The organism is Arenibacter sp. P308M17 (assembly GCF_003426735.1).
Taxonomy (GTDB): domain Bacteria; phylum Bacteroidota; class Bacteroidia; order Flavobacteriales; family Flavobacteriaceae; genus Arenibacter.
In genome coordinates this window covers 407272-432800 of the sequence record NZ_QVON01000001.1, presented here as the reverse complement: position 1 = coordinate 432800, position 25529 = coordinate 407272, and the positions used below count along the sequence as shown (strand labels likewise).

23 protein-coding genes are annotated in these 25529 nt (G+C 41.2%); 11 read left to right on the top strand and 12 right to left on the bottom strand.

The genetic code is table 11. The features are described from left to right. Positions 1-57: 57 nt before the first annotated feature. On the bottom strand, positions 58-1119 hold the full coding sequence (locus D0S24_RS01790; protein WP_147321417.1) for a FecR family protein: 1062 nt from the start codon (positions 1117-1119) through the stop codon (positions 58-60). Between the two features lie 99 nt (positions 1120-1218). Further along, a complete protein-coding gene (locus tag D0S24_RS01785; RefSeq protein ID WP_117018142.1) occupies positions 1219-1833 on the bottom strand; it encodes an RNA polymerase sigma factor in 615 nt (204 codons plus the stop codon). Positions 1834-2657: 824 nt separating this feature from the next. Here D0S24_RS01785 and D0S24_RS01780 point away from each other — a divergent pair. The 5 genes from D0S24_RS01780 (at position 2658) to D0S24_RS01760 (ending at position 6268) form a co-directional block, all read left to right on the top strand. Continuing rightward, positions 2658-3020: a hypothetical protein gene (locus D0S24_RS01780; RefSeq protein WP_251795680.1), complete on the top strand. Its 363-nt coding sequence runs from the start codon at positions 2658-2660 to the stop codon at positions 3018-3020. 125 nt (positions 3021-3145) lie between these two features. Further along, on the top strand, positions 3146-3547 hold the full coding sequence (locus D0S24_RS01775) for a DoxX family protein (RefSeq protein WP_117018140.1): 402 nt from the start codon (positions 3146-3148) through the stop codon (positions 3545-3547). Between the two features lie 5 nt (positions 3548-3552). Beyond that, a complete protein-coding gene (locus D0S24_RS01770) occupies positions 3553-3975 on the top strand; it encodes a sulfur reduction protein DsrE (RefSeq protein ID WP_117018139.1) in 423 nt (140 codons plus the stop codon). A gap of 10 nt (positions 3976-3985) precedes the next feature. Beyond that, complete coding sequence (locus D0S24_RS01765; protein WP_117018138.1) at positions 3986-5638, top strand: bifunctional UDP-sugar hydrolase/5'-nucleotidase; 1653 nt, start codon at positions 3986-3988, stop codon at positions 5636-5638. Between the two features lie 12 nt (positions 5639-5650). Continuing rightward, positions 5651-6268 (top strand): TlpA disulfide reductase family protein, encoded by a 618-nt coding sequence (locus D0S24_RS01760; RefSeq protein ID WP_117018137.1) that lies wholly within the window; start codon positions 5651-5653, stop codon positions 6266-6268. Between the two features lie 289 nt (positions 6269-6557). Here the strand turns inward: D0S24_RS01760 and D0S24_RS01755 are convergent, their stop codons facing one another. The 3 genes from D0S24_RS01755 to D0S24_RS01745 all read right to left on the bottom strand — a co-directional run bounded on the left by D0S24_RS01755 (position 6558) and on the right by D0S24_RS01745 (position 9938). Further along, positions 6558-7448, bottom strand: a complete 891-nt coding sequence (locus D0S24_RS01755) for a hypothetical protein (protein ID WP_251795678.1) — start codon at positions 7446-7448, stop codon at positions 6558-6560. A gap of 213 nt (positions 7449-7661) precedes the next feature. Further along, a complete protein-coding gene (locus D0S24_RS01750) occupies positions 7662-8915 on the bottom strand; it encodes a hypothetical protein (protein WP_147321416.1) in 1254 nt (417 codons plus the stop codon). Between the two features lie 87 nt (positions 8916-9002). Further along, the gene (locus D0S24_RS01745; RefSeq protein WP_117018135.1) at positions 9003-9938 is read right to left on the bottom strand and encodes a hypothetical protein; all 936 of its coding nucleotides are present in this window, start codon (positions 9936-9938) and stop codon (positions 9003-9005) included. Positions 9939-10190: 252 nt separating this feature from the next. On the opposite strand from D0S24_RS01745, the gene D0S24_RS01735 reads away from it, so the two are divergent. Both D0S24_RS01735 and D0S24_RS01730 read left to right on the top strand, forming a co-directional pair. Next, positions 10191-12224 carry a histidine kinase gene (locus tag D0S24_RS01735; RefSeq protein ID WP_117018133.1) on the top strand — a complete coding sequence of 678 codons (2034 nt, stop codon included), beginning with the start codon at positions 10191-10193 and terminating at the stop codon, positions 12222-12224. A 2-nt stretch (positions 12225-12226) separates the two neighbouring features. Further along, on the top strand, positions 12227-12985 hold the full coding sequence (locus tag D0S24_RS01730; protein WP_117018132.1) for a LytTR family DNA-binding domain-containing protein: 759 nt from the start codon (positions 12227-12229) through the stop codon (positions 12983-12985). A 424-nt stretch (positions 12986-13409) separates the two neighbouring features. On the opposite strand, the gene D0S24_RS01725 is transcribed toward D0S24_RS01730, so the two are convergent. Genes D0S24_RS01725 through D0S24_RS01715 form a run of 3 tightly spaced genes read right to left on the bottom strand, consistent with a single transcriptional unit; the run spans position 13410 to position 17520 of the window. After that, a complete protein-coding gene (locus D0S24_RS01725) occupies positions 13410-16031 on the bottom strand; it encodes a TonB-dependent receptor (RefSeq protein WP_117018131.1) in 2622 nt (873 codons plus the stop codon). A 9-nt stretch (positions 16032-16040) separates the two neighbouring features. Beyond that, positions 16041-16955, bottom strand: a complete 915-nt coding sequence (locus tag D0S24_RS01720) for a FecR family protein (protein WP_117018130.1) — start codon at positions 16953-16955, stop codon at positions 16041-16043. 52 nt (positions 16956-17007) lie between these two features. After that, on the bottom strand, positions 17008-17520 hold the full coding sequence (locus D0S24_RS01715; protein WP_117018129.1) for an RNA polymerase sigma factor: 513 nt from the start codon (positions 17518-17520) through the stop codon (positions 17008-17010). 141 nt (positions 17521-17661) lie between these two features. Between D0S24_RS01715 and D0S24_RS21000 the strand changes: the two genes are divergently transcribed. Next, a complete protein-coding gene (locus D0S24_RS21000; protein WP_181938009.1) occupies positions 17662-18504 on the top strand; it encodes a hypothetical protein in 843 nt (280 codons plus the stop codon). A gap of 288 nt (positions 18505-18792) precedes the next feature. After that, on the top strand, positions 18793-19524 hold the full coding sequence (locus D0S24_RS01695; protein WP_117018126.1) for a hypothetical protein: 732 nt from the start codon (positions 18793-18795) through the stop codon (positions 19522-19524). Between the two features lie 88 nt (positions 19525-19612). Here the strand turns inward: D0S24_RS01695 and D0S24_RS01690 are convergent, their stop codons facing one another. Continuing rightward, entirely contained in the window at positions 19613-19948 is a 336-nt protein-coding gene (locus D0S24_RS01690; protein ID WP_117018125.1) for a hypothetical protein, read from the bottom strand. A 143-nt stretch (positions 19949-20091) separates the two neighbouring features. On the opposite strand from D0S24_RS01690, the gene D0S24_RS20995 reads away from it, so the two are divergent. Next, complete coding sequence (locus tag D0S24_RS20995; RefSeq protein ID WP_181938008.1) at positions 20092-20241, top strand: hypothetical protein; 150 nt, start codon at positions 20092-20094, stop codon at positions 20239-20241. A 108-nt stretch (positions 20242-20349) separates the two neighbouring features. Here D0S24_RS20995 and D0S24_RS20990 read toward each other — a convergent pair whose 3' ends face one another. The 3 genes from D0S24_RS20990 to D0S24_RS01680 form a co-directional block, all read right to left on the bottom strand. After that, positions 20350-20505: a hypothetical protein gene (locus D0S24_RS20990; protein ID WP_181938007.1), complete on the bottom strand. Its 156-nt coding sequence runs from the start codon at positions 20503-20505 to the stop codon at positions 20350-20352. A gap of 3 nt (positions 20506-20508) precedes the next feature. Then, positions 20509-22938 (bottom strand): phosphoenolpyruvate synthase, encoded by a 2430-nt coding sequence (gene ppsA, locus D0S24_RS01685; protein ID WP_117018124.1) that lies wholly within the window; start codon positions 22936-22938, stop codon positions 20509-20511. 629 nt (positions 22939-23567) lie between these two features. Then, complete coding sequence (locus tag D0S24_RS01680; RefSeq protein WP_117018123.1) at positions 23568-24110, bottom strand: RNA polymerase sigma factor; 543 nt, start codon at positions 24108-24110, stop codon at positions 23568-23570. 165 nt (positions 24111-24275) lie between these two features. Between D0S24_RS01680 and D0S24_RS01675 the strand changes: the two genes are divergently transcribed. Next, positions 24276-25433, top strand: coding sequence for a FecR family protein (locus D0S24_RS01675; protein WP_117018122.1), 1158 nt, complete (start codon positions 24276-24278; stop codon positions 25431-25433). Positions 25434-25529: the final 96 nt, after the last annotated feature.

The following is a 25529-nucleotide window of genomic DNA, read 5'->3' as shown; positions in this document are numbered from 1 at the left end:
TCCGGCTTTTTTTGTTGGTTTTTTTGAAGTTCAGGTTTTTCTCATTTGCTTTTCGGTTTAGATGGTTATTGTTATTTTATTTTCGTCTACACGTTCATATTCCAGGTCTGTTGCCTCCCTTATGGTTTCGATCACTTTTTCTATATCCTCCTTCAGGTCCAGGTAACCGGAAAAGGTTCCTTCACCACTGGCTCCCTCGGCGATATTTATCTCCACGTTATAATAGCGCGAAAGTCGCTTTATTATATACCTCAGGTCATCGTTCTTAAAGATCAGTACCCCGTCCCTCCACGAAAAATATTGCTCCACGTCCACTGCCTTGGAACTCATGTTCTTGATATCCCGATCATAGCTGGCCATAGTCCCGGGCAGGATCTGTAACTGGTCCCTTCCCGATAGGATAGAGCCTTCCCCATAACTTATGCGTATACTCCCACTTTTAAGAACTGTATTTATAGATCCCTCGTCCAGATAGTTGCTCACGTTGAATACCGTTCCCAGCACCTCTATCTCCTGGCCCTCAGAAAGCACCATAAAGGGGCGCTCGCTATTGTGGGCCACCTCGAATATAGCCTCTCCGTCCAAGTACACCTCGCGTTTATCAGGTGCGAAAACGGCAGGGTATACCAACCTGGAACCGGAATTGAGCCATACCCTGGTGCCATCCGAAAGTTGTACTTCCGACCTTTTTCCGTAGGGCACGATCAGCGTATTGTAGACCATTTCCTTTTCCTTGGAAACTTGCTGGGCTATAGCTTGGTTATTTCCGATATCCACCCGCTCTCCTGTAGTTGAATAGTTTATCCTGGCTGTTTCCTCGTCCAACGTTACGTTCTCTCCCGAGTCCAGCACCAGCACAACCTTGTCAGGTCCCTTGCCGTCCTTGGCGGCAGAGCTTCTTGCAAAATCGGAAATAGAAACAGCTGGATCTTCCCTTAGGTATACCAGGCCGACGATAATAGCCAAGGAAGCGGCCATGGCCATACCTGTGGCATACCTAACACCGCGTCTCCTTCTTTTAAAGGAATGGACCGACTTAAAAATACGGGCTCTTAATTCTACTCTTTCCGAATCTGTTAACTGATCGGAACCATTAGGTATTGAATTTTCTTTTCTCACTTGTATTGGTTTTAGGGCAATTTCCACAATAAAAAGTAACCCCTACAATACTATAAGCAATTATTTATCCTTTTATAGACAGTATTGATAAAAAAATATTTAAAAAAAAATGATTTTGATAAATATCCCCAGTGAAAAAGGATACTTCCTTAAGGTTTTAAGGGCCCTATAAACGGTAGTTCTTGCCGATTCAATGGATGTGTCCATTATATCCGCTATTTCCTCATAGGTCCGCTCCTGGTCAAATCTAAGGTATAGCCCCTTCTTTTGTTTTGGTGTCAAGGTATCAATAGCTTCATGCAGTTTAAGTGACCTTTCGGCCATCCCCTCTTCTCGAATTAAATCATCTTCATAGGAATCAGTGTAATTTTTGACCAGACTTTTCTTAAGTAAGTTACTCTCAATTTCAAATGGCATGTCTTTCTTCTTATACTGCCTATTAATTTTCCTATTCAAGGATTTTTTCAAATAATATTCCACATTATCAGTATCGGATAACTTGGACCTGTATTTATATAAATCGAAAAATAAATCATGAATACAGTCCATGACATAATCTCTATTGTGATCTTTTCCCATGCCATGGAAAAATAAAACATCTACAAACCTGTCATACAAAGCTCCTAGCGCAGAAGTGTCACCGCATCTTAACTTATTCCAATAGATTATTTCCAATTTTTCGGAACAATCTTTCTTCTGGTCTTTGATATCCATATGCCTAATACCTGAAATCTTTCTTTACTTTAAAGAAAACCTCTGCGTTACTTTTCAAAATTATGTTTGTAAAACCTAAAAAAATAATTCTACAAATATTTTCCAACTATCCTGCCAATAACTTCATGCAGACTTGTGGTTAAGTTATTGATTTACAGAACTTAATTCCATCATGAGGTAAATGAGCAAAGAAAGTCTATGGAATAGGGAATTAGCCAAATATAATGAAAACGCTTAAACAAAAAACGTTCATTTAATCGAATTGTGATATTTAAACAAACAAAAGAAATCAATATTACAACCGAATATAGGCACAATGCGTCCCTACTTCGATTTTAATTGACCCTTTTCCATTGGAACACTATTACATCGAATCAGGATCCATGGGAGATTAAGTTATGATAAGGATTTGTAGACCGTGGTTCCGTATCCTCAAATTAATGAAAAAACAACCCGGACCCTTTGCCAATTTCCACCAAAAACATCCAAAAAATCCTTATTCGAATACTATACTTTTGTTAAAGGTGAGGCATCCGGCCGCACTCCACAACCTAGTATTGGAAGTTCCTAAAAATATGGCGTAAGATAAGTTTTAGATTACTCCCACCTCGAGTACAGTTTGAATATCAAATTCAACCAAAACCCTGTAAATGTTGCCATTTACAGGGTTTTTTATATGCTATGTTCCATTTACAGATCCTGGATCATGACTAATTGTAGCAAAGACCAAGAACGTATATTTTTCCATTTAATATATTTTTAATACTGTTAAGTAACAACTGTTACATACAGAACGAAGCCTTAGCCGTATTTTTGTATCGACTTTGAAAACCAAAACGTACATAGCGGTATTTCTTACCTTCATCTTTTTGGCAAAATTTGCTGCCATAGATGCAAATGGACTGAACCTTCTGTTCAGCGGAAGTGATATATCTTTCCAAAATCCGCATTGTAAAAAAGAAAAATTACTAAAACACACAAAGCAAAATGTAGTATTTTCCCAGGCAGCTTTACAAGCATCGCAAGTGATCACCTTAAACGGCTTTTGTAGTACACAATTTCAATTGGCACCTTTCTCCTGGGAAATAGTTGTTTTAAAATCCACTACGGTTTTCAATGAACACCTTACTTCAAAATTAAGTTATCTATATATTGATAACGACTCTCCGCCACCACGTTTGGTATAACCCCATGGTATAAAATTTAAGGTCGGTGTTTCCTTAATTGTCCCTTTTTCATATAGAAATAAGGTTGGATGGACTATTACTCACAAACACCCCACGATCACAAACATCATTTTAATTTATCTTTTATGACGACAAAAATTTTAGTCAACCGTCGTTCTATACAGCTTTTGCGGGTTCTTGCCAGCGGTATATTTTTAGTGGCCGGTTTTGGACATATATTAAATACGCAAGAAACAGTAGCTAGAATAGAACAAGCCAACTTTAAAGGGATTGCGTATTATTTTGGGGATCCCAGTTGGTTGGTAATAGCCTCGGGCATCGTTATGCTTATTGCCGGTTTTAGTTTTTTAATAGGGTATAAGACCAAATGGGCGGCCCTTGCATTGATAGCCGTTTTAATCCCCATTACCCTAACCGTACAGATAGGACAAATAAACACCTTGGGGCCTTTGTTTAAAAACATGGCCATACTGGGCGCCTTGTTGTTTTTTGTACTGAACAATTTTGATAATAACACTATAAAATAAAAATCATGAAAACGATATTCATCAAAGCAACCGTATTTTTCCTGACATTTTTCGCACAGTCCATACACGCACAGGATAAAAATTCTACAACCGTAAACAATTACGTAGTATTGACCAAAAACGTTGCACAGCTACAGCCTATTATTTTAACTGCCAAGGCTTTAAAACAGGAAGATGGCGCCAACTTTGGGAAGTTTGAGGTCATCATCTGTGGAAAACAAATCGGTGATATTACATCTCCCGAAAAAATGAGTGATTTCGTATCCAAGGCAAATGCTGCTGGAGTGCAGATAATAGCATGCGGATTCTCTTTAAACAAATTCAAGGTTGATAAATCCAGGGTTCCTAAAGAAATAATTACCGTTGAAAATGGAATTCTATATAATTTTCAGCTTCAGAAAAAAGGATATAAAAGTATAACTCTTTAAGCCGGAAAATATGAAATACCTTAAATCAAAGAGTATTGCGTTACTTCTGCTGGCACCCATAGTATTTAGCAGCTGTAAATCTGACAAAATAAAAGAAATGACACAAAAAACATCTAAAAAGGACACCTTGAGCATCACGGTATTACAGACTGCGGATATACACGGTCAGCTCGATACCCACCCCGAACTGTTTTGGGAAAATGAAAAAGTGGTGTTTAAAAACCGTGGCGGAATGGCAAACATCAAAACTATTTTTGACCAGGAGCGCAAAAAAAATCCAAACAGGACCATTATCGTTGATGGTGGAGACTTAATTCAGGGCAGCGGCTATACGGCACTTTCGGAAGGATCCGTCATGACGGAAATTGTAAAAGAAATGAAGTACGATGTCATCATCCCCGGAAATTGGGAAGTCGTCTATGGAAAGCAGATCATGATGGATGTTATGGAAGGCTATGGCACCCAAATTATTGCACAAAATATGTATCACGATCCTTCCCAGAAACCTCTGTTTCCTACCTATTGGGTCAAGGAAATTGAAGGCATACGACTTGGCTTCATTGGCATCAACGATCCAGATGTGCCCATCAGGCAGAACCCTATTTTTAGTGAAGGCATTACATTTAGCGGACTTGACGAAAAATTAAAAAAAACAGTTGATGATATCAAGGTAAAGGAAAAAATAGATGTTCTTTTTTTGGTGACCCATATCGGCATTTTCAAGCAGGTAGCACTATCCAATAACCCCATTGCCGAAAATGTTGACTATATCCTTGGCAATGACACGCATGAACGTATACGAAAACCCATTCAGGGAAAATATGCCAAGGTGACGGAACCTGGTGCTTTTGGGTCTTTCGTAGGCAAATTGAGCTTACATTTTGTTGATGGGAAATTGGTGGCCGATGATTATGAATTGATAGATGTAGATCCGGAAGTTTTTCCGGCCGATCCCGAGATAAAATCCTTGGTGGACCAGGCAAAGAAACCTTACGAACAACATCTTGAAACCGTGATTGGCCATACCAATACCCCTATGTATAGATATTTGACCGTTGAAAACCCAATGGACAATATGATTACCGATGCCGCCCGATGGAAAACGGGGGTAGATATTGCCATTTCCAACGGATTTCGGTTCGGCAACCCCATTGTGCCCGAAAACGGAAAGCCTGCACCCATAACTAGGGCAAATCTATGGAACCTACTTCCGGTAAACGAAAAAGTAAAAACTGGAAAAGCTACGGGAAAACAGATTAAAAATTGGTTGGAAAAAGAAATGCACAATACGTTCTCTGAAAATCCCAACGAACGTTTTGGCGGCTGGTTGATCCGATTTTCCGGGATGAAAGTCAATTTCAACAGTCAAAATGAAAAAGGCCAACGAATTTCAAAAATCACTGTAAATGGCCTACCCATGCAAGACGGACAGTTCTATACCATTTCTGCCTGTGTTCGCCCTGGAGACCCAATGGACAATCTTTGTAGAATGCCCAATGTAAAGGATGTAGAAGTAAAAAATTATACCATTCATGAGGTAGTGGAGGAATACCTTACTAAAAATTCGCCCGTATCACCAACTATGGAAGGCCGGGCCTATTGTGAGTATTTGGGCAAATATTCCTTTTCAACAGTACCAAGGACAGATTATAAGTTTCAATAAAAAAATAAAATTATGGATAAGAAACAAAAGAAAAATTGGATACAGTACGGCATTTTTGCGGTAGTAGCGATAATATTGTACACAACGGGTATGCATACCGAGCTTATTGGCTTTGCACAACGCGGTCTTCTGGCCACGGGCATAATGAACCCCAATGTGGAAAAAATAGCCGAAGAAAGAAACCTTGCAACCCATAATGAAACGGCAACTACGCCAAATCCCACCAAGGCAGATTTCAACCTGAAATTAATTGATAAGGAAGGCAACATCACCTCCTTGGAAGATTTAAAGGGCAAGGTCATCTTTATGAATTTATGGGCTACCTGGTGTCCGCCCTGTATTGCGGAAATGCCCAGTATTGCCAAGTTACATGAAACAATGGGCGACCAAGTGGCCTTTGTAATGCTATCGATGGATAAAAATTTTGAAACGGCCAAAAAATTTGACAAACGTAAAGGCTATAATTTACCCATTTATGCACCTGCAAGTAGTTTGCCCATAATATACAATTCCTCCGCTATACCTACCACTTATATCATAGATGCCGATGGAAACTTGGCACTGACCCATAAGGGTATGGCCGATTATAGCGATTCAGAATTCATAAGTTTTCTGAGAAGTTTAAAGTAAACAATCTATAGAATCGAAACAGAAGGCATATAGGATCGATAGAATTGAATTAATCAACATCACAATGACGGACAAACAACTTTAGACCAAGAATAAAAAGAAGGACTTAAATAAAGTCGATTACACCACAAAGGGGAATTAAATGATTTTGAGCAATTAAATTTAGAAAAGAATTACAAAACAAAAACCTTTGGCTTCGTGTACATACGGAAACCTGCCAGTCCGATTGGGACTTTTCCATTGCTCCCCAGCCGTATAACGTAGAGAAACCAATAAACGGAAACCTCCCTTAAAAATATTTGGCAAACCATTGAATACCATCCAAACCTTCCTGGATATTCTTGACCGTGACCCTACTTGGTTTAAAAGAGGTTATCTTTGGGTCGGTCTCATAGATATCTTCAATAGTATAGGCAATAAAGTTCAGTCCGGCTTCCAATTCCAATTGGTAATCATAGGTGGACTCCACGACATCGCCGGAAAATTGATTCGTGGTCGTACATTTCATGTTCAAGATAGTGGCCTGCGCCAAATAAATGAGTTCGTAGAAAGTACCCTTTTCAGGATTGTTGTAGGCCTCATCTTCCAACCAGGGGATCAAAGCCTCACTCGTCACCGGGAACAACACACCAGCATATCGTCCTTTGTACCACAGCGAAATGGGATTGATGCGAGCGGCCATAATTTCCGGATACACTGCTTCCTCCTGTCCTAAGCAATTGAAAGCTAGAGCATATTTAAGATCGTTTGCAACCATTTGTTGTGCCTCATTGTCGGATTGAAAGCTCTCCTTGGGAGGAAATGTAAATTCCAGCGTTCCATCGGCCTTTAATTGTCCAATGGTAATGGACCTGTCGAGACCCAAGGGCCAGATGGCAATATCCATCCCCTTCATCCCCTTTAATGGGTTGACAAGTTTTCCCGTTAAGGTTTGGGCACTGCCCAATATGCAGAGCAGTAATGCGAGAAGTGTAAACAACTTTTTCATATCTAAAGGCGTTTTGGTTTTTCCGTTGTGGATAAGGGTCGTTTTCATCTGGAAAAGCACAATGTCCCTGTCCCGTGAGCTGTTCTTGAACCGGAACAGGATCTTGTGCTTGCCATCCCTAAAGTTTTTGAAAAGGGATACCGGTTCCTGTGATTTCCACTCGGCCATCTTGTTCCATCCTTCCACGTTCAATGTTCCCGAAAGGGATTAACCCGAAACGTTGGAGACAACAAGACAAAATATAAGGAATAATATACAACTTAAAGATCTCATATAAATTTATTTTTTAAGGGTTTTTGATAGCTTCATCCCATATAACGGACCTTTTTGTCAAGATCAACAAAAAACATCTGCCAAATCAAAAATAAGGTTATTTTTCAATTGGGCAGATGCTTCCGTTTTATTTCAATCCACTGCGGTCACGGTGAAGGTATAGGGCATGGTCCAAGTGTCCGGCAAAGGTTCCCCAAGGTTGAGGTCGGCCGTTTTGCCATCATTCATAAACGTACGTGCCCGCACAAAATATGTGCCCGCATCAAGCGTGGAATTAGTGGTCTTAAAATACAGCGCCCCATCTTCCTTGTCGCCCGGCATACCTGAAATGGGTGTCAACGTGGTCACGATCTCCCCTCCACTTTCTCTATATACATTGAGGTCGACGAAATCATCTGAAGGGCTTTGCAGCAATTGCACCTGCAACCTGGCCGGTTGGAACAGGACCACTTTATAATAATCATCCTGTTCTTCCTGGATACCGTAACCCTCATTGTTCTTGTTCGCATAGGCCTCAATGACCTCATCCTTCGGGATAAACTTGGCCTCATCAAAACTGTCATTAGGTTCATAGCAGTCCATGATGCCCACGTATTCCCATGATATTTTATACGGTTCTGGATAAACATCCGATGGCGATGATGCATTGTAAAAAGGTCTTGCCATGACGTCATAGGCAATGCCCGGATGCGCCGAAAAGGCCACTTTTCTGCTAAGGGGGGTATCGGTTCCAGCGGACGTACCGTTGATGACGGGAACCTCATCTCCAGAAACCGAAATTTCTATCCACGGTTGGGAAGGTATGGGCCCTGTTGATTCCAAGGTAACGATATAATACCCCCCAGCCGGATCCGTCGATGCCGGGAGCAATCCGGGAAACTCATCCTCTTCGCCGGCCTCCTCCCAAAGGTCATCATTTGCCATGGAAAAAGCATCCGGTTCGTAGGGTTCGCATTCGTCCAATTCTACATTGGGGGCGATAAAGGTCCTGACCCATTTTTGGACATTGCCCGCACCGGGGCTATTGACGCTGATCCTCAAGGTATCGTCCGTGCCCATTTCCATGAACCCGCTGTAATAATTCTGGTCGGAGCCCAATTCACCGTGTTCGTAATTGGTTTCCCCGGTGGCCTCAATGTCTTTCCATTTGATATTGTCCACCTGTAAGCTGGTGTTCGCCGGATCGGTCAGTACACCCTGGTCGTTGCTGACAGTGACTTCCATACCGTTGGCATCGGGATTGTTGCCCCCTACCCTGTACCATTTACCCTGCAGGGCATCAAGATTATACTGCGGTTGCGGGTCATCATTCTCCCCGTCGGAGGAACAACTGCCCACTATCAGGGCCAAGGTGAACAAATACATGATTCTTGTTGTCGTTTTCATAGATATAATTATTAGTAATGTTATCGTTGTGATAAAAATTTGCATCCTCATAATGGTAATTCTGGGATGCTTTACATGTTACATGGATCAATCCGAAAGTCCCAATAGTTCCCTGACCTCGTCATAGCCCATTTTCTGCAATTCCTTTGCATCCATAAACTCCTTTTTCCCTCCCTTGGCAACAGTTACCTGGGTACCGGCAGGAATGAGCACATAGCGAATTTTTTTGCCATTGTACAAGTCTATTATGATTGATGGAAGAGATGATGACCCAAGGGATTGTACAACAAAATAGAAAGTACTAAAGTTCCCCGTTCTTGCATACCAGAATGCCTGCCAGTTATCAAGACTTCCGATAAAGGGCGTTGGAAATTGCTGATACCCCCCAGGATCAGTGAAATATACCAAGAATACACCTCCATCGGAAAGCATGTTCCCCAATGAAGTATATCCAACGGCATTCAGTATTGGCGCTGGAACATTATATGTTGCCTCTCTGAAATATGGATCCGTACCGTTCCATGTTTTCCAATCCATCCAAGTACTGGCCACCACATTGGCGGTGCCCTTGAGATTGATGGGGGTGCCCCATCCGGAAGCTGTCTTGGGACCAAAAAGATCTCCGGATTCTTGGTTGAGGAAGTAATCCCCCTCGGCCCCTTCCCCGGTTGAGGGATCGACCGCACCACTGAGAAACTGGCTCCCCGGCGCCCCGGCATCGCCCTGATCGCCTTTTTGCCCTGTCAATTGGAGCGGTGTGCCCCAACCGGAATCGGTTTTGGGCCCGTAGAGTTCACTGCCCGCCTGATCCAGGTACATATCGCCGTCTTTGCCAAAGCTTTCCGCGGGAGTACCATTGCCAAATAGGATGAGTGCCCCATCCTTTCCGGGAATACCTTGGGGGCCTATGGGGCCTGTTGCCCCAGTTTCACCTTGGGGACCCATGACGGTTTCCTCGCTGCATGATGCAAAGAGCAATACCGCCATATATAAAAATAGGGTGTAAAATCGTGTGATTTTCATGTTGAGGTTTACTTTGAAATACCTAATGAAAACAAACTTAGCCGTTCACATCTCCCTTAAAAACCCTGATTTAGAATTTGGCCTGTTCAACTTAGAATTCGGGAATGGAGTCTTTACGTACCAAATTCTAGTTCACAACGGTCAAACCCTAATTTGTGGCGCAGGGAACGGAATCATTTTATATATTGGAGGGATTATTTAAGGTCCTGGCAATCGGGCCTTTCGTACCGATGCGATTTCAAACATGGAAAAATGAAAAAAATAGCCCCGGTCATTGTTTTTCTCCTTGTGGGGCTGTGTTCCCTTTCTGCCCAGATCAGGGCCGATTCCCTTGCTTCCCGAGTGGACCTAGTAGGCCATCCGGAAGTACAGGCTTTGCGGAGCAGTCGGGAGGAGTCCCTCGAGAAAATCTTGAAAACCGATGGTTGGAAAGCGTATGATTCCTCTTTTGCCACCACCCCGGAAACGGCGATATGGATCAAGTTCCCTCTTGAAAACACCTCATTGGACACGCTTACCACTTACCTCTTTTACAGCGGTTTCCACATGGATTTGTACCTACAAAATGATGGGGAAATCGAGCATTTCCAAAATGGTTACCTAGTGTCCTTGGGAGAACGTTCCGAGCCCAAATGGTATTTTTTCACAGCATTGGAACTATTGTCCTTGCAGCAGTCCCTATGTTATATCCGTATCATCAATGACTACAAAACGGGCCGTTCCAATGCGCCGATCTTGTATTCCAGGACCGACTATTTGGATTTTATGGACAGGGTGAAGACAAGGGAAGCCCCTTCCATTGCCTTTATCTATACCTATCTTATTTCGCTCTGCTGTATCCTTATATTTGTCCTGGTCTTTTGGTTTCGCCTGCGCAAACAGGTCTATTTCTATTATCTTGGATACCTAGTCTTTCAAATATTATACGCCTTTGTTGTTTTGCAGACCACTCTGGCAACGGTGGGCAATCTCGGCAGCCATGTACCCTATCTTTCCTTAATAACTAAAGAATCGATACAGTTTTCCTTTATTGGATTTTATATTTTCTTTATCCTGCATTTGTTGGAAATCAAAGCGTTCAGTCGGCAACTGTCAAAGGCCTTGGTAAGTTTAGGCATTTTTTGCTTTGTATATGCATTGTCCAAATTCATTTTCAACTATTATGAAGGGTTATATAGTAACAATAGGGAATTGATAGCCTATATTGTCCGCCTCATTGTCCTGCCACTAAATATTGTCCTGTTCATTTGGATTATACTAAAAGTGAAGCATCCCCTCATGAAATACTTTGTGATGGGGCAAAGCCTGTTTTTTATCGGTGCTTTTGTTTCCTCCTATATTCACTATAACAAATTACATCTGGAGCCGGATGGCATTTTCAATTTTCCGCACGCACAGCATATCATCTTTCAGGCAGGACTTTTGGGCGAAGTGTTCTGCTTCTCCATAGCGCTTGGGGAAAAGGTGTTCCTCATCCAAAAGGAAAAGGACAGGGCCAGCCAAAAATTGATCGAGCAATTGCAACAGAACCAGATCATGGAGGAAAACATGCGCAAGGAACTGGACGAGCAGGTACAGCAAAAAACCGAAGAACTGATAAAACTATATTCCGAAATGGAAAAGCAAAAGGAAGAACAGATCAAAAGATCCTTTGTCGAACGCCTCCGCGACATGAAAATGCTGGCCCTGCGTTCCCAGATGAACCCCCATTTCATTTTCAACAGCCTCAATGCCCTCAAAAACCTTGTGATGTTGTCACGGGAGGAGGATGCCATCCAATATCTGGACAATTTTTCGGTACTGCTCCGCACCATATTGCAGAACAGCAGTAAAAATACCATTTCCGTAGAGGAGGAACTGGAGATGCTGGAACTCTACCTTTCCTTGGAAAAAAGTCGATTGGGCGAGGATTTCTCCTTTACTATCCAGTGTAACTCCCGCGAAGCGCTCTCACAGTATACCATACCGCCACTCTTGTTGCAGCCTTTCGTGGAAAATGCCATTTGGCATGGGCTGCATCCCAGTGGCAAACCCGAAAAAAAACTTTCTGTTACTTTCGACACCTCGCAGCAACTAAAGATCACTATAGAGGACAATGGCGTTGGTAGAAAGGAAAGTGGTAAAACCAAAAAAACACACCCATCCGCGGGGACACGCATCACACAAGAGCGATTGTCCCTCTACAACCACATCAGCGAGGCCAAAATGCAATTGACCATTTTGGACCTTGAAAATGACCAAGGCGTGCCAGAGGGCACCCGTATAACCATAACCTATAACGAATAACCATGGCCAATATCATTATTATCGATGACGAAATGCACTGTGTGAACGTGCTAAAAAACCTGATAACAAAAGTGCATCCCGACTACAAGATTACGGGAACGTTCTGCAACTCCATCCAAGGCTTGGAGTATCTACAAAACCATTCTACAGATCTTTTGTTTCTGGACATAGAGATGCCCAACCTGAACGGTTTTGCCCTACTGGACAAAATCCTGCCCATTGACTTTGATATTATTTTTACGACGGCATATGACCAATATGCCATAAGGGCGTTTCAGTACAGTGCCATCAATTATCTATTGAAACCCATTACCGAAAAAAGTATAGTGCAGGCTTTGTCGAATTGGGAAAAACGCCGTAAAAAAACCTATCCAGAGCAGTGGGACATGTTACGGCACAATTTGAAGAGCACGGTGAAGGACCTGTCCAAGATCGCCTTGCCCACGGGTGGGGGCTACCACATTGCAGAGATCAAGGACATTGTGCGCTGCGAATCGGACAACAATTACACTAGCTTTTTCTTTGATGACGGAAACAAGGTATTCATTTGCCGAACACTTAAGGAAATAGAGGAAATGTTGCAGGACTATGGCTTCCTGCGAGTACACCAATCCCATTTGATCAACCCCCATTTTGTAAAAGGCATCCTAAAAAGTGACGGGGGCACCGTGATAATGAAAGACGATAGGGAAATTCCCGTATCAAGGCAAAAAAGGAACGAAATAAACGGCATTCTAGAATCCATGTTACGATTCAAATAGGACATTCTTGGTTTTTATTATGTCCATACTTTTTGCTTTTTTTGGAACTGTACCCCTCCTTGGAAAAAAGTCGCTTTAAACTAGAGTTATTATCGTACAGCTTTTCCAATTAGTATACTTTTCCTTTATACCAACGCACCATATATTCTTGGTACAGGACCAAGTGCATACTACAAGATTTATCCATAAGTCACTTGTCCGTTCCCCGAAAGCCTAATGTGGTGCATATTAAATTCTTAGAAAAACTGATTGAAAATAATTGCTAAAGGAAGCGTACATATCTACGAGCTGGATAACCCTTAGAGCCACTTTTAGTCCTTTTTTAATACATAAACATGGTGACAGGAGTATTAAATCAGTGAAATAACGCAACCGGATACACAAATCACTTGGCGACATAAAGTATTCAAGGGCGTAGCCTCTTCTAAAAATAAAATCGCAATACAACATTTGGGGTAAGTCCCTGTGATAACTGCTGTATTTGGTTGAGTTCAACATCGCCGGTATTAAGGTTGGTGTCCAACCGATAAAAAACGGAAATAGGAACCCTTCTGGCATAAATATTCTTAACGGAAGCACCTAATTCGCCGCGAAATCCTCCTGAAGAAATCTTAAATTTATAGAGGGCCGAAGCATCCAGCCGGTGATAGGCCGGTAAACGTTCACTGTTTATAGCCCCATAATTGATACGGTTTGTATTCGGGTCAAAATCGGAGACCGTGGTAAACGGACTGCCTGTCCTATAGCTCCATCCCAATGAGAACTGCCAGTGTGCATCGTCATAGGTATTGGCCAGCCTAAGGTTATGGGTAATATCATTGTTTCCGGGAAAGGCGGTACTTTGAAGCTCTAGAAAAGTATATTCCACCTCATTAAAAGTATATCCTATCCATATATGGTAAAAGTTCCATTTCTTTCTTACCAGAACATCGGCTCCAAATATGGAACTTTCCCCTTTGGTCAAATTGGTAGGGGCCGTTATAAATCCATTGGTAAAAGAGGTTAAGCCCGTGATATTTTTTCGGTACCCATCAACATCCAGCGTCCAGCCCCCTGCATTCATCAATAACCCTCCGGAGTACTGACTGCTTTCCAAAACAGGAATATCCGTTCCATTTGAAAGTGTCCAAATGTTATTTTCCAATCGTAGCTGTATATCCTCAAATTCCACTAACTGGCTAATAGGTTGAAATCGTTTTTCGAAGGTTCCTTTTAGACGGAAATACGGGGAAATAGGAAGTTCCAAATTTATCCTGGGTTCAATAAAATAGTCGTTTACAACAGAATAATGTGAGGCCCTGGCCCCTAAACTAATAAAGCCCTTGTTGGCAAACCGATAATTGTATTCTGTATATACGGTATTGGAATAGTTGACCCCGCTCCTGGTAACATCATAATCACGGTTCTGAAAATCATCTTCATCTTCTTCATCATCATTATCATCGTCATCATTATAGAACAGCTGAAAAAACACATCGGTTTTAGAGAACTGATAGCCAAGCAACAAACTATGTCGTGGTAAAAAATCATGGGAAAGATGAATGTCGGCCCCCATATCCTCCACCGTATTTTGCCTTAAGGTCCGTTCTTCTATTTCCACATCTTCCGACGTGATATTCTCGTAACGGGAATCAAAACCGGAATAATATCCTTTAAGACCGTAATGCCATTTTGGCCCCGCAGCACCCATCCACCCGAAGCTTGCCCCCCTGTTTTCAATATCAAACCGATCTGCTATGATATCCTCATCGTCCCGTACCGAAAAATCCAGTTCATTTTTGGTATACAAGGCGCTTACCGTGATGCGATCTGTAGCGGACGGTTCAATAATTACTTTGGCATTGGTGTCGTAAAACAGGAAATTTTCCCTACCAAACAGCTCCCCGCCATCATCACCATCTTCCTCCTCGTCCTCCCCATCCTGAAGCTGGCCCTCGGCATTGGCTACCAAGGTGGTATTTTGAAATACCTTTTCGGACAGGGCATCAAAGGTGGGGGTCTGTAACATATCGGTATAGGATCGTCTTGCAGAGAATATAACCCCCACCTTATCCCCTACAGGCGCTCTCATAAACGCATCGGCATGGGTTCCGTTAACACCAAAGCCGCCACTGACTTCTTTCGGTATTTTTTCTCCGCTGGAAATATCGATAACCCCCGAAATACGATCCCCATATTCCGGACTGGCACCACCCTTAAATATTTTGGCCGCTTCAACTACGTAAGGATTAAAGGCCGAAATCATTCCAAAGAAATGGCCCGTATTGTACATTCTTATTCCATCAAAAAGGATCAGGTTTTGGTCGGGAGAACCGCCACGGATCTGAATGCCCGAAGCGGATTCATCCAAACTGCCAATCCCTGGGGCAAATTGAAGACTTTCAAGAATATCGGGCTCTACCAGACCCGGAAATAGACCCATATCCTCGCTCACCATGGTAAAGGAACCATCCGCATTCTTGTTCACCCCTTTTGTGAGGTATCCGAGAACGACAACCTCATCCAAGTTCTGGGACTCCGGCTGTAGCATTATGTTTTGGCAAGAATTGTCCGCGTAGGTACTAGCTGTGATAAGTAGGTCCGAGAAACCAACGTATTGCAACCTTAGCACAGCATCCGGAGGTAGATCCTCCAGTTTAAAATAGCCTTCCTCATTGGTTGTTGTTCCTGATGCCTCTTTTTCTATCAAAACCGTGGCGAAGGGCAGGCTTTCCCCATTGCTGGCATCTATAAGATAAGCACAAACCGATATTCTGTCCGACTTTTTCCTCAAAATAATTTGTTTGTCCGATACCCGTTCAAGGATGAGCCCTGTTTGTTCGGAAATAAGGGCAATGGCCTCCGACAAAGAAATATTGGTCTTATCAATGGTGACAGAAAGGTTTTTTATCACCTCTTCGCTAAACGAGAAAATAACATCGGTTTTGGACTCAATATCTTGTAATACCAACCGCAACGGACTTTTAACATGCTGTAATCCAATACGATCCTGCGCTTGTAAATGGGGCAGCATAAGCAATCCAAAAAAACAAAGCAATTTTCTCATGAAGGCTAGTTATTCTGTTGTTAGCAAAACTGTTTTGTTGTCTTTCCCTAGCGTATATTGAATTCCCATGGGGACTAAAACAGTAGTCAAGGCCGTGTCCAAATTATCGTGGACAAAGCCGCCCGTAAATTTATCGTTGATATCTACCCCGTTCATTTCAAAAGTAACTCCGTATTGAATTTCCAATTCCCTTAAAACAAGGTGCAGGGGGGTATTGGTAAAGATGCTTTCCCCCTCAAGCCATGTGGGCTGGAGATTTGTAATGGTTTCCTGATCAAAACCACTCGCTGTCTTTATTACTTTCTGACCTTGGACAAGGATTGTTTTAGTTTTTGATTCGGCTTCTTCAAATTGTACTTTTCCTTGATAACAGGCCACTTCAAAATAATCCTCTCGGTTTTTTACATTGAACTTGGTGCCCAACACCTGTACTTTCCCCAATGTTGTATGTACTTCAAAACCATCTCCTTTTTTCACTTCAAAAAATCCTTCGCCTTTCACCAAGCTTAGTTTTTTATGGTTGGACCAAAAGAAGCGGGCTCTTTTTAAATGCGAATCTGCGTTTAGTCGCACAGTAGAGCCATCGGGCAAGACCACCGTTTTCTGTTCACCAACTGCCGAAATATATTGTACCTCATTAAAAAACAAACCTAAAGAAAGTAAAATAACAATACTGGCTGCGGCGACATAGTACCAAGATTTTAACCTGACAATTTTACCCTTTTTGGGAGCATCCAATTCCAAAAAGAGTTTGGAACGCAATCCTTCCTTATCGAAGGACGGTTTTATAAACCGGTCTACTCCATTTATAATGCTCAGGTAATCCTTATAACTTTCGGAATTTTCAAACGCCTGCCTTTCTTCCGGACTAAGTTCTCCGGAAAGCCATCGGGCCAAAATGGTATCATCGCGTTCTTCAAGCATCTGCTTTGTCTTTTATGGTAAACAAGTGACATGGCTTTTTACCCATCCCCCATTATATGTTTTTAACAATTTTCCGCATTTTTATCAATGCCTTTTGCATCTTTTTTTCTACGGCAGTTTGTGAAACGGCTAACATAGCGGCTATTTCTGCGTACGTTTTTTTATCTACCCTGTTCAATAAAAAAACCTCGCGTTGACCTTCCGGCAATTGGTTTATGGCTCGTTCCAACCGCTCCATAAATTCATTCCCCTCCATTTGATATTCCGGAGACTCAACATCCACCTGCTGTTGGGGTAATTTGGTGTACTCTAAAACAACTTTCTTATGGGCCACTTCATTAAAAAACTTGTTTTTGGCTACGGCATATAAAAACCCTTTTGCCTTCTCGTACAGCACTTTTTTACAATGGTCCCAAAGCTTAATGAAAGCATCTTGGGTTAGATCTTCTGCCTGATATAGGTCTCCGCAGCGGTAATACATAAAATTACGAAGGGATTCCGCGTGCATATCAAAAAGGGTATTGAAGTGTTTACGATCGCATACGGATTTATTGTTCTTTTCCATAAAGAAACCTAGACCTAAGATCTATAGAATTATATCGGTTAGCAATTTTAGGCTAAAAATAGAAAAATAAAATATGGCCAAGGGGGTTGGGTAAAATAATTATAGGCTGTTCTATTGGTATAACACATAAAATTTATAATCATGAGAACTAAAAGTTTTAAATTACTATTCACTATTGCCCTTGGTTGTGCTATCTTCTTGACATCTTGCTCCAAAGACGGTGAAGGGGACATGGCCGATCCTTCCCAGATTACCGAAGTTGCAGCAGTAAATTTAAAAGCGAGGAGCACGTATAATTCCGTTGCAGGAAAAGGCCTTTCCCTTAAAATTTTGAATGAAAACCTGGAAATTTCTGATTTTTTGGTAAACATTAGAGAGGTAGAACTGGAGTTTGATGACGATTTTTATGAAGATAGGGACGACGACGATAGGGATGATGACGACGACGACGATAGGGACGATGACAACGATAGGGATGATGATGATGATGACGACGATTGGGATGGCGATGACAAATATTACGGTTCTGACGATGATATTGAACTAAGGGGGCCCTTTGAATTGGATTTGCTCGGTAAGGAAGTTACCTTTGCCTTTGTAGATCTGCCCCAAACACGGTATGAAGAACTGGAGTTTGAGTTTGCAAGGAACAAAAACTCGTCCAGCATGCTTTTTAATAAAACGGTGCTGATAAAAGGAACTATTGATGGTTTACCCTTTGAATTCTGGCATGATTTTGACGAAGATGTGGAGATCGATTTTGAAGACGACAACAACGACATCATTATTACAGAGAACAACAATGATATCACCATCAACTTTGACCTGACGGGAATATTGAACGGGATCGACTTCAGCACGGCACAAGATGCGAACGGAGATGGTCTTATTGAAATAAGCCCCAATGACGACGATGGCAATAGATCCGTGGCAAATCAAATTAAGGATCGCATGAAGGACTATATAGACCTTTTGGACGATTAATATTTAGAATGATTACCAGTTTGTAGTGGAGTAGTAGTGCCCTTTTGGTTCAGGTAGAACAAGAATCAAGAGGGTTGCTCCTTAAATTAAAATGGCCCCACGCTGGTTTTTATCCCTGAATTATTTCGTAAAGCCATATATATATGGTATGTTATATTGATGGTACTACAGAAATCGGTATTTCAATAATACTGAAAATGAAATGGAGCATGTCACAAACGACTTATAAAAAGTTCATTATTTCCTATGTAAGATTCCAGGTGACCGCTGAAAATAAATTTTAAACAAATGAAAATTGCTATTATCCCCGAAAAGGTCTTCTACTTTTTATTTTTTATCATCGGATTGTTATCTGTTGCCAGTTTGATAGCCAATTATCTGAAGTTCCATTCGGAAACATTTTTTTCAAAGGTTTTTTTTAGGCTCTTTGATGTAAACACTGAGGTAAACCTTCCTTCACTGTATTCCACTATTACCCTTTTGGCATGTGCCTTGATCCTTTTTTTAATTCATTATATTGAAAACGGTAAATGGGTACGGTTTGGATATTGGTCGCTTTTAGGGATGGTTTTTTTATTTCTGGCTATTGATGAGAATATTTCATTGCATGAAAAAATAATGGGACCGATACGCAGTCAATTCAATCTTACGGGAGTTTTTTACTATGCTTGGATTGTACCTTACTTTTTGGCGGTGTCGTTACTTGGCCTTTATTACATTCCATTTTTATTAAAACTACCCGTAAAGGCGTTGTATCATTTTATTCTTGCATTCCTTCTTTTTATGGGAGGTGCAGTGGGTATGGAAATGCTTGGTGGCCGACACAATTCACTGTACGGACACGATGCTACATTGGTTCTCTATTACTCCATAGAAGAGTTTCTGGAAATGCTGGGTGTAGGTGTATTCATAAAAGGACTTTTGTTATATATCCTTGATTCCAAAGCTTCGGGAAAAATAAAATTAATAGTGGTGCAGGGTACTAAAACAGTAATGCAACCTATCCGAGAAGAAGTATAAAATTTGATACGTATGGAATTGAGCCTATCAATTTACACCCTCCCATATAACGGTGTTGCCCTCGTAAACTTTTTTAACAAATTTGTAATTACCAGCGCAAGACCCTTACCTGTATGACAAATCTTTTGTCCCCAACATTTTCTTCGGTTTTAGCCTCTTTATAATTCAAACGAGTTTTAATATATTCCTTGAAATTGGAATTGTTTGTTTCAACGGATAGCACCACTATCTCATTATCGCGGTTGATTATAAATAAAATACCTGCAACCAAATTCCTATTGGACTCAGAACGATAGTCTCCCAAGAGTTCCTTTACCTGTTTTCTTAACTCCTTGGATGGATCGCCTTTGTCCGAACCGTTCCCAAATACACTTCCTGTAAAAAGCAGCATTGCAGCCACTAATGTTAAACTAATTTTTCTCATGATTTGTTTGTTTTAAATGATTGATGAAAATCCTTATCCTATTAATCTCGAATAGCGTGCCACAAACATAATGTACTGAAAACAAATTAGTTATGTAATATCAAGTAAAAACATTCCTCAAATGGTGTAAAATATTTTTACAGATGGTGTCCAGTAAGCTTACATCTTTTAAGGGGGATAAATCTAAAGGAACAGCAAAGGCAGGCCTGCCCGACTATCTTCAGGTGGGTTTTTTGGAACGGATGGGAATTCCTTGGCAGGGAGTGGGTGATAAATGGGGAGTAAGCCATTAGCCAAAGTAATAAGCGCTTGGCAATTAGCAATGTTAATACATACAGTTTCCGCCATTGACACCCCAGATATGCCCCTATAAATTGTATAAGGACATAATCCCCAAACCATTAGGAATTCATTATACGTTCATAGGCAATTTGGTATAAATCTGTCAATTCCCTATTTGGGTTCTTTAATCGGATGTTTTCCAAATAAGCCAATAGTTCTTCCCTTTTGTTGTGTTTGTGCGCATTGTACAGGATGTCCTCAATAGTATTGCCCATAACTTAATTTTCTATAGCATGAATAACTTTTAATGTCTTTAGCATGGAGTCCGGGGTTACAGAAATAGTATCGATTCCCTCTTCTATCAGGAATTGGGAAAAATCCGGAAAATCCGAAGGGCCTTGTCCACAGATCCCCACCTTGGTCTTATGTTTCTTGGCCGTTGCGATCAGCATTCTGATCATACTTTTTACGGCACAATTGCGTTCGTCGTAGAGGTGGGCTACCAGACTGGAATCCCTATCCAGTCCCAGCACCAATTGGGTAAGGTCGTTGGAACCTATGGAAAACCCATCTATCATAGGTGCAAACTCATGGGCCAAGATTACATTGGAGGGCAATTCTGCCATTAGATATATCTCCAGACTACGCTCGCCTCTCTTAAGTCCGTTTTCCTCCATAATCCGCAACACTTTGGCCAGTTCCTGCGGGGTTCTGCAAAAGGGGATCATGATAGTGATATTTTCCAGGCCAAATTGATCGCGTACCATTTTTAGTGCTTTGCATTCCATAATGAAAGCCTCCTTGAAGGCCTCGGAATAGTAACGGGATGCTCCGCGCCATCCGATCATGGGATTTTCCTCTTTGGGTTCAAAATGGTTCCCGCCCAAGAGGTTGTAATATTCATTGGTCTTAAAATCGGACAATCTGGTAATCACCCTATTGGGGTAAAAGGCAGCACCAATTTTTGCGATTCCCTGTGCTAACTTATTTATAAAAAAGGCTTCTTCGGAGGCATAGCCCTTGATCAATTCCGCAATGGAGATGGAAAGGGCCGGATCGTTAAGTTCCCTGTGCTTCAACAAGGCCAGGGGATGTACCTTTATGTAATTGTTGATTATAAATTCTTCCCTTGCAAGACCAACTCCTGCATTGGGGATTTTTCTGTATTGGAAGGCCAGTTCCGGAGAGCCAATATTCATAAGTACCGGTGTTTTGGTCTTTGGGAATTCGGTATATGCGGTCTCGTGGAGACTATAGTTTATTTTTCCTTGATATACTTTGCCAACATTGCCCTCGGCACAGGAAACCGTAATTTCCTGCCCGTTTTGGAGCAAGGTAGTAGCAGAGGCCGCACCTACAATTGCCGGGACACCTATTTCACGGGCCACAATGGCGGCATGACAAGTTCTACCTCCTTTTTCGGTAATAATGGCCGAGGCTTTTTTCATTAATGGTTCCCAATCGGGATCGGTCATTTCGGTAACTAAAACATCGCCTTCCTTAAAATCGGTCTCATCAGCACTGCCATCCCTGCCGTCCAAAGAAAAGATTCTATGCACCTTGCCATTGCCTATCTTATCCCCTACCGCAACCCCTTCTAGAATAAGCTTGTCCACGAGATGTTCCTCATCCTCAATTTCATACTCTTTAATACTATCGGCTTGTTCCTGGGAGTGGATGGTCTCCGGCCTTGCCTGAACAATGTAGAGTTCATTGGTGAGCCCATCTATGGCCCATTCTACATCCATGGGGCACCAGGACCCTCGTTGTGAACTGTAGTAGTTCTCTATCTTCTGTACCCATTGTGCCAATTGTATAATTTGGGAATCCTTTAGGCAAAAGGTATCCTGAATCTTTTGATCTACAGGAACCTGTTTAACGGTTTCAAAAGGTTTGTTTCCATAAACCATTTTGTGGGTTTTCTTGCCTAGTTTTTTATCAATTATGGCATCAAATCCTTTTTTTAGGGTAGGCTTGAACACCATAAATTCGTCCGGGGAAATTTCCCCACCTACTACCAGTTCTCCCAGGCCATAGGCACCATTGATCAACACTACATCCTTGAACCCACTTTCGGTATCCAGGGAAAAAGCTACCCCGGAGGAACCCAGATCCGAACGTACCATTTTTTGCACACAGACCGATAATTTGATGGTAAAGTGATCGTAACCCCGGGAAGAACGATAGGAAATGGCACGGTCTGTATACAAAGAGGCAAAACAACTTCTTATGGCCGTCAACAACATTTCTCCCCCACGGATGTTCAAATAGGTGGACTGTTGCCCTGCAAAGGAAGCGTCTGGCAGATCTTCTGCCGTAGCGGAGGAACGTACCGCAATATCCGTAGCTTCCTGATCATATTCTGCAGAAAGGGCGTAATAGGATTCTAAAATCGACTTCTCCAGAGAAACTGGAAATTTACCGTTGGATATCAGTTTCCGAATGTGGGAACCCGTTTTTCGAAGCTGGATAATGTCCGTAGTATCCAGGCCTTCCAAAGCGGCATTGATTTTTTCCTTCAAATGGTTTTCATCAATAAAGACATCAAAGGCATCTACGGTAATGGCAAAACCATTGGGGACCTTTATATTCTGGGCCGTTAAATTTTGGATCATTTCCCCGAGGGAGGCATTCTTGCCGCCAACCCTTGGTAAATCTTCCATCCCCACTTCACTTAGTTTTTGGATATACATTATCGCCGTTTTCATAGATTTTTTTATCAATTGGATTTTTTACGAAATCGTTTGCGTAAATCGTTAAAAAATATATTCGTCTACAAAATTTCATTTATTATTGAAGGTGCACAACCAATATTAATTCAAATAACGATACTTTTTATACCTGTATATCGAATAAATAATAAATATTGAAATTTTAGTACAAATTAACTATCTCGACACAGCGTGTACGAGGCCTCAGAAACAAGACCTCTGCGCTACTAGTGTCTAGTCAACATTTAAATGACGGGTAAGGAATGATGGGTCTTGAGTTGAGCCAAGGCGCAAAAACGAGCATAGCCGTAGGTACGTAAGGATTTTTGCAACGTAGGAGCGGCTCAAGAGACACTTTAAGTTACCCATAGGTTTAGGCTTGACAAGACACTAGAACCAAGATATTAAGACAAAATAATCCAATGCCCTGCATGGTGACTTATTATAAGGCTACACCCGAGTTAAAATCTCGGGAAATTCTATAGGTTAAGTGTGGCTGATTTAAAAAATGGCAGTACCAGAATTCCTTAGGAAGAATGTGTACATATGTTTCTTGGGCATCAAAAGATCTGGGACGTACTTACCACAAAAATCCAGGTCAAACCTAAGTGGGGAAACGGACCCTTTTAGCTGAAAAGTAAAAATAAGAATGAATCATTGTTATCAAATGCCTCCCTTATCTTGGCAAAGGCAATACGCATCTGACTTTCTACCGTTTTCTCAGAAATGTTCTTTAAAACTGCTATTTCCTTGTATTTTAGGCCATCCTTTTTATTTAGAAGTATTATTTCCCTGCATTTGGGTGGCAATTGGTCGATCACCTTTTTCAATTTTTTTATTTTACTATCCTCGTTACTTTCTACCTCGCTCAAATTTTCCTTGGCCATACTGTATTTAAGCTCATCCAGAATTTGATTTTTTCTCTGATCTTTTCGGTATAGATCTATAAAGGAATTGTAGGCCGTGGTGTATAAAAAGCTTTTGAGGGACTTACTCTCTATTAGATCCGGACGTTTTTGCCATAAAGCAATAAAGCAATTTTGGACGATGTCTTTGGCTTGGTCGTGGTTATTGGTCAATGTTTTGGTATATGCCAGGACAGGGCCAAAAAGCTGCTCGTACACTAATTTAAACTTCTGTTCCCTTTCATGGTCCTTCCTCTGCTGCATATAATTTCAAATGGCCTTCCCAAAGAAGGTGATTATTAATTTGTGGTCTATGACAAAATACAAATATGAAAAATATTTTAGATTTTTTTAAGGGTTTCCCATTTTCTGTTCGTTTACATTCTGAATATCGAAATTTAACCTATTGTTAATTAATAGAAAGATAAATTGAAAGAAATAATAGATAAATATTTAAGTGACTCCATCAACGGTGTAGAAATGGAAAGACTTAAGGTTTGGTTGGCAAAGAAAAAAAACCAGGACAAATTTAAAGCCATTTTAGAAAACCACTATTATATCAACTTGGGTTTACAGGAGGTTGATTTGGAAACTGAATATTCAATGTTGTTGAAAAGGATCGAAGGTAAGACCATTTCCAATAAGCGATCTTATGCCAGGTGGTATAAAGCCGCAGCCATTTTCATTGGACTTATGGGCTTGGGCTACATGGTGCATTGGACAACAAAAAATGACAAGGAAATACTTGTTGATGAAAATTCAATTACCATAATACAGGAAAATGGAAACACCCAGGTCATAAAAGAAGATGGCAGTGTGAAAATTGTAGATAAGAACGGTAAAACAATTGGTAGGCAAAACGGGACCCAGTTGGATTATAAAAATGTTGTTTCCGAAAACAGGGACCAACAGCCAGATGAAGTACTTATCTATAATGAACTGGTAGTGCCTTATGGAAAAAGAATGAAATTAATCCTATCCGATAGCTCTATAGTTCATATTAATTCCGGTACCCGACTAAAATATCCCGTCAAATTTTTAAAAAATAAGGACAGAAAGGTCTTTTTGGAAGGTGAGGCCTTTTTTGAGGTATCTAAAAGTAAAACGTCCTCCTTTATAGTCAATACGGATAATATTGACATCCGCGTATTGGGAACAAGGTTCAATGTTAGCTCATATGCAAACGACAATTCCGTAAATACGGTATTGGTAGAAGGTTCGGTTGAGTTAAATACAACGGATAGTGCAAAGAAAGATGAGAAAAAATATGTATTGATACCCGGGCAGATCGCCTCTTGGGACAAATCTATAAATAATATGCAGATCGCAAAGACCGATGTAACTGAATATACCTCTTGGATCAATGGGCAGATTATATTCAAAATAAGACCGTTTCCAGAAATTATTAAGGTGTTGGAGAGACATTACGATGTTTCCATTACCAATAATTATGGCCTATTGGACAGTCAACAATTTTTTGCAAAATTCGATACCGAAACCATCGAGCAGGTAATGACCTATTTTCAGAGTAGTATTCCCTTCTCTTATACCAGGCTAGGGGATGAAATAATTATTAACGAACCATAAAACCAGATGCCTATGATTGGAATTCCACTTTAGTTCCACCTTAAAATAAAAAAATCGGAATATGCTCTAACATATCCCGATAGTAAAAGGTGATTA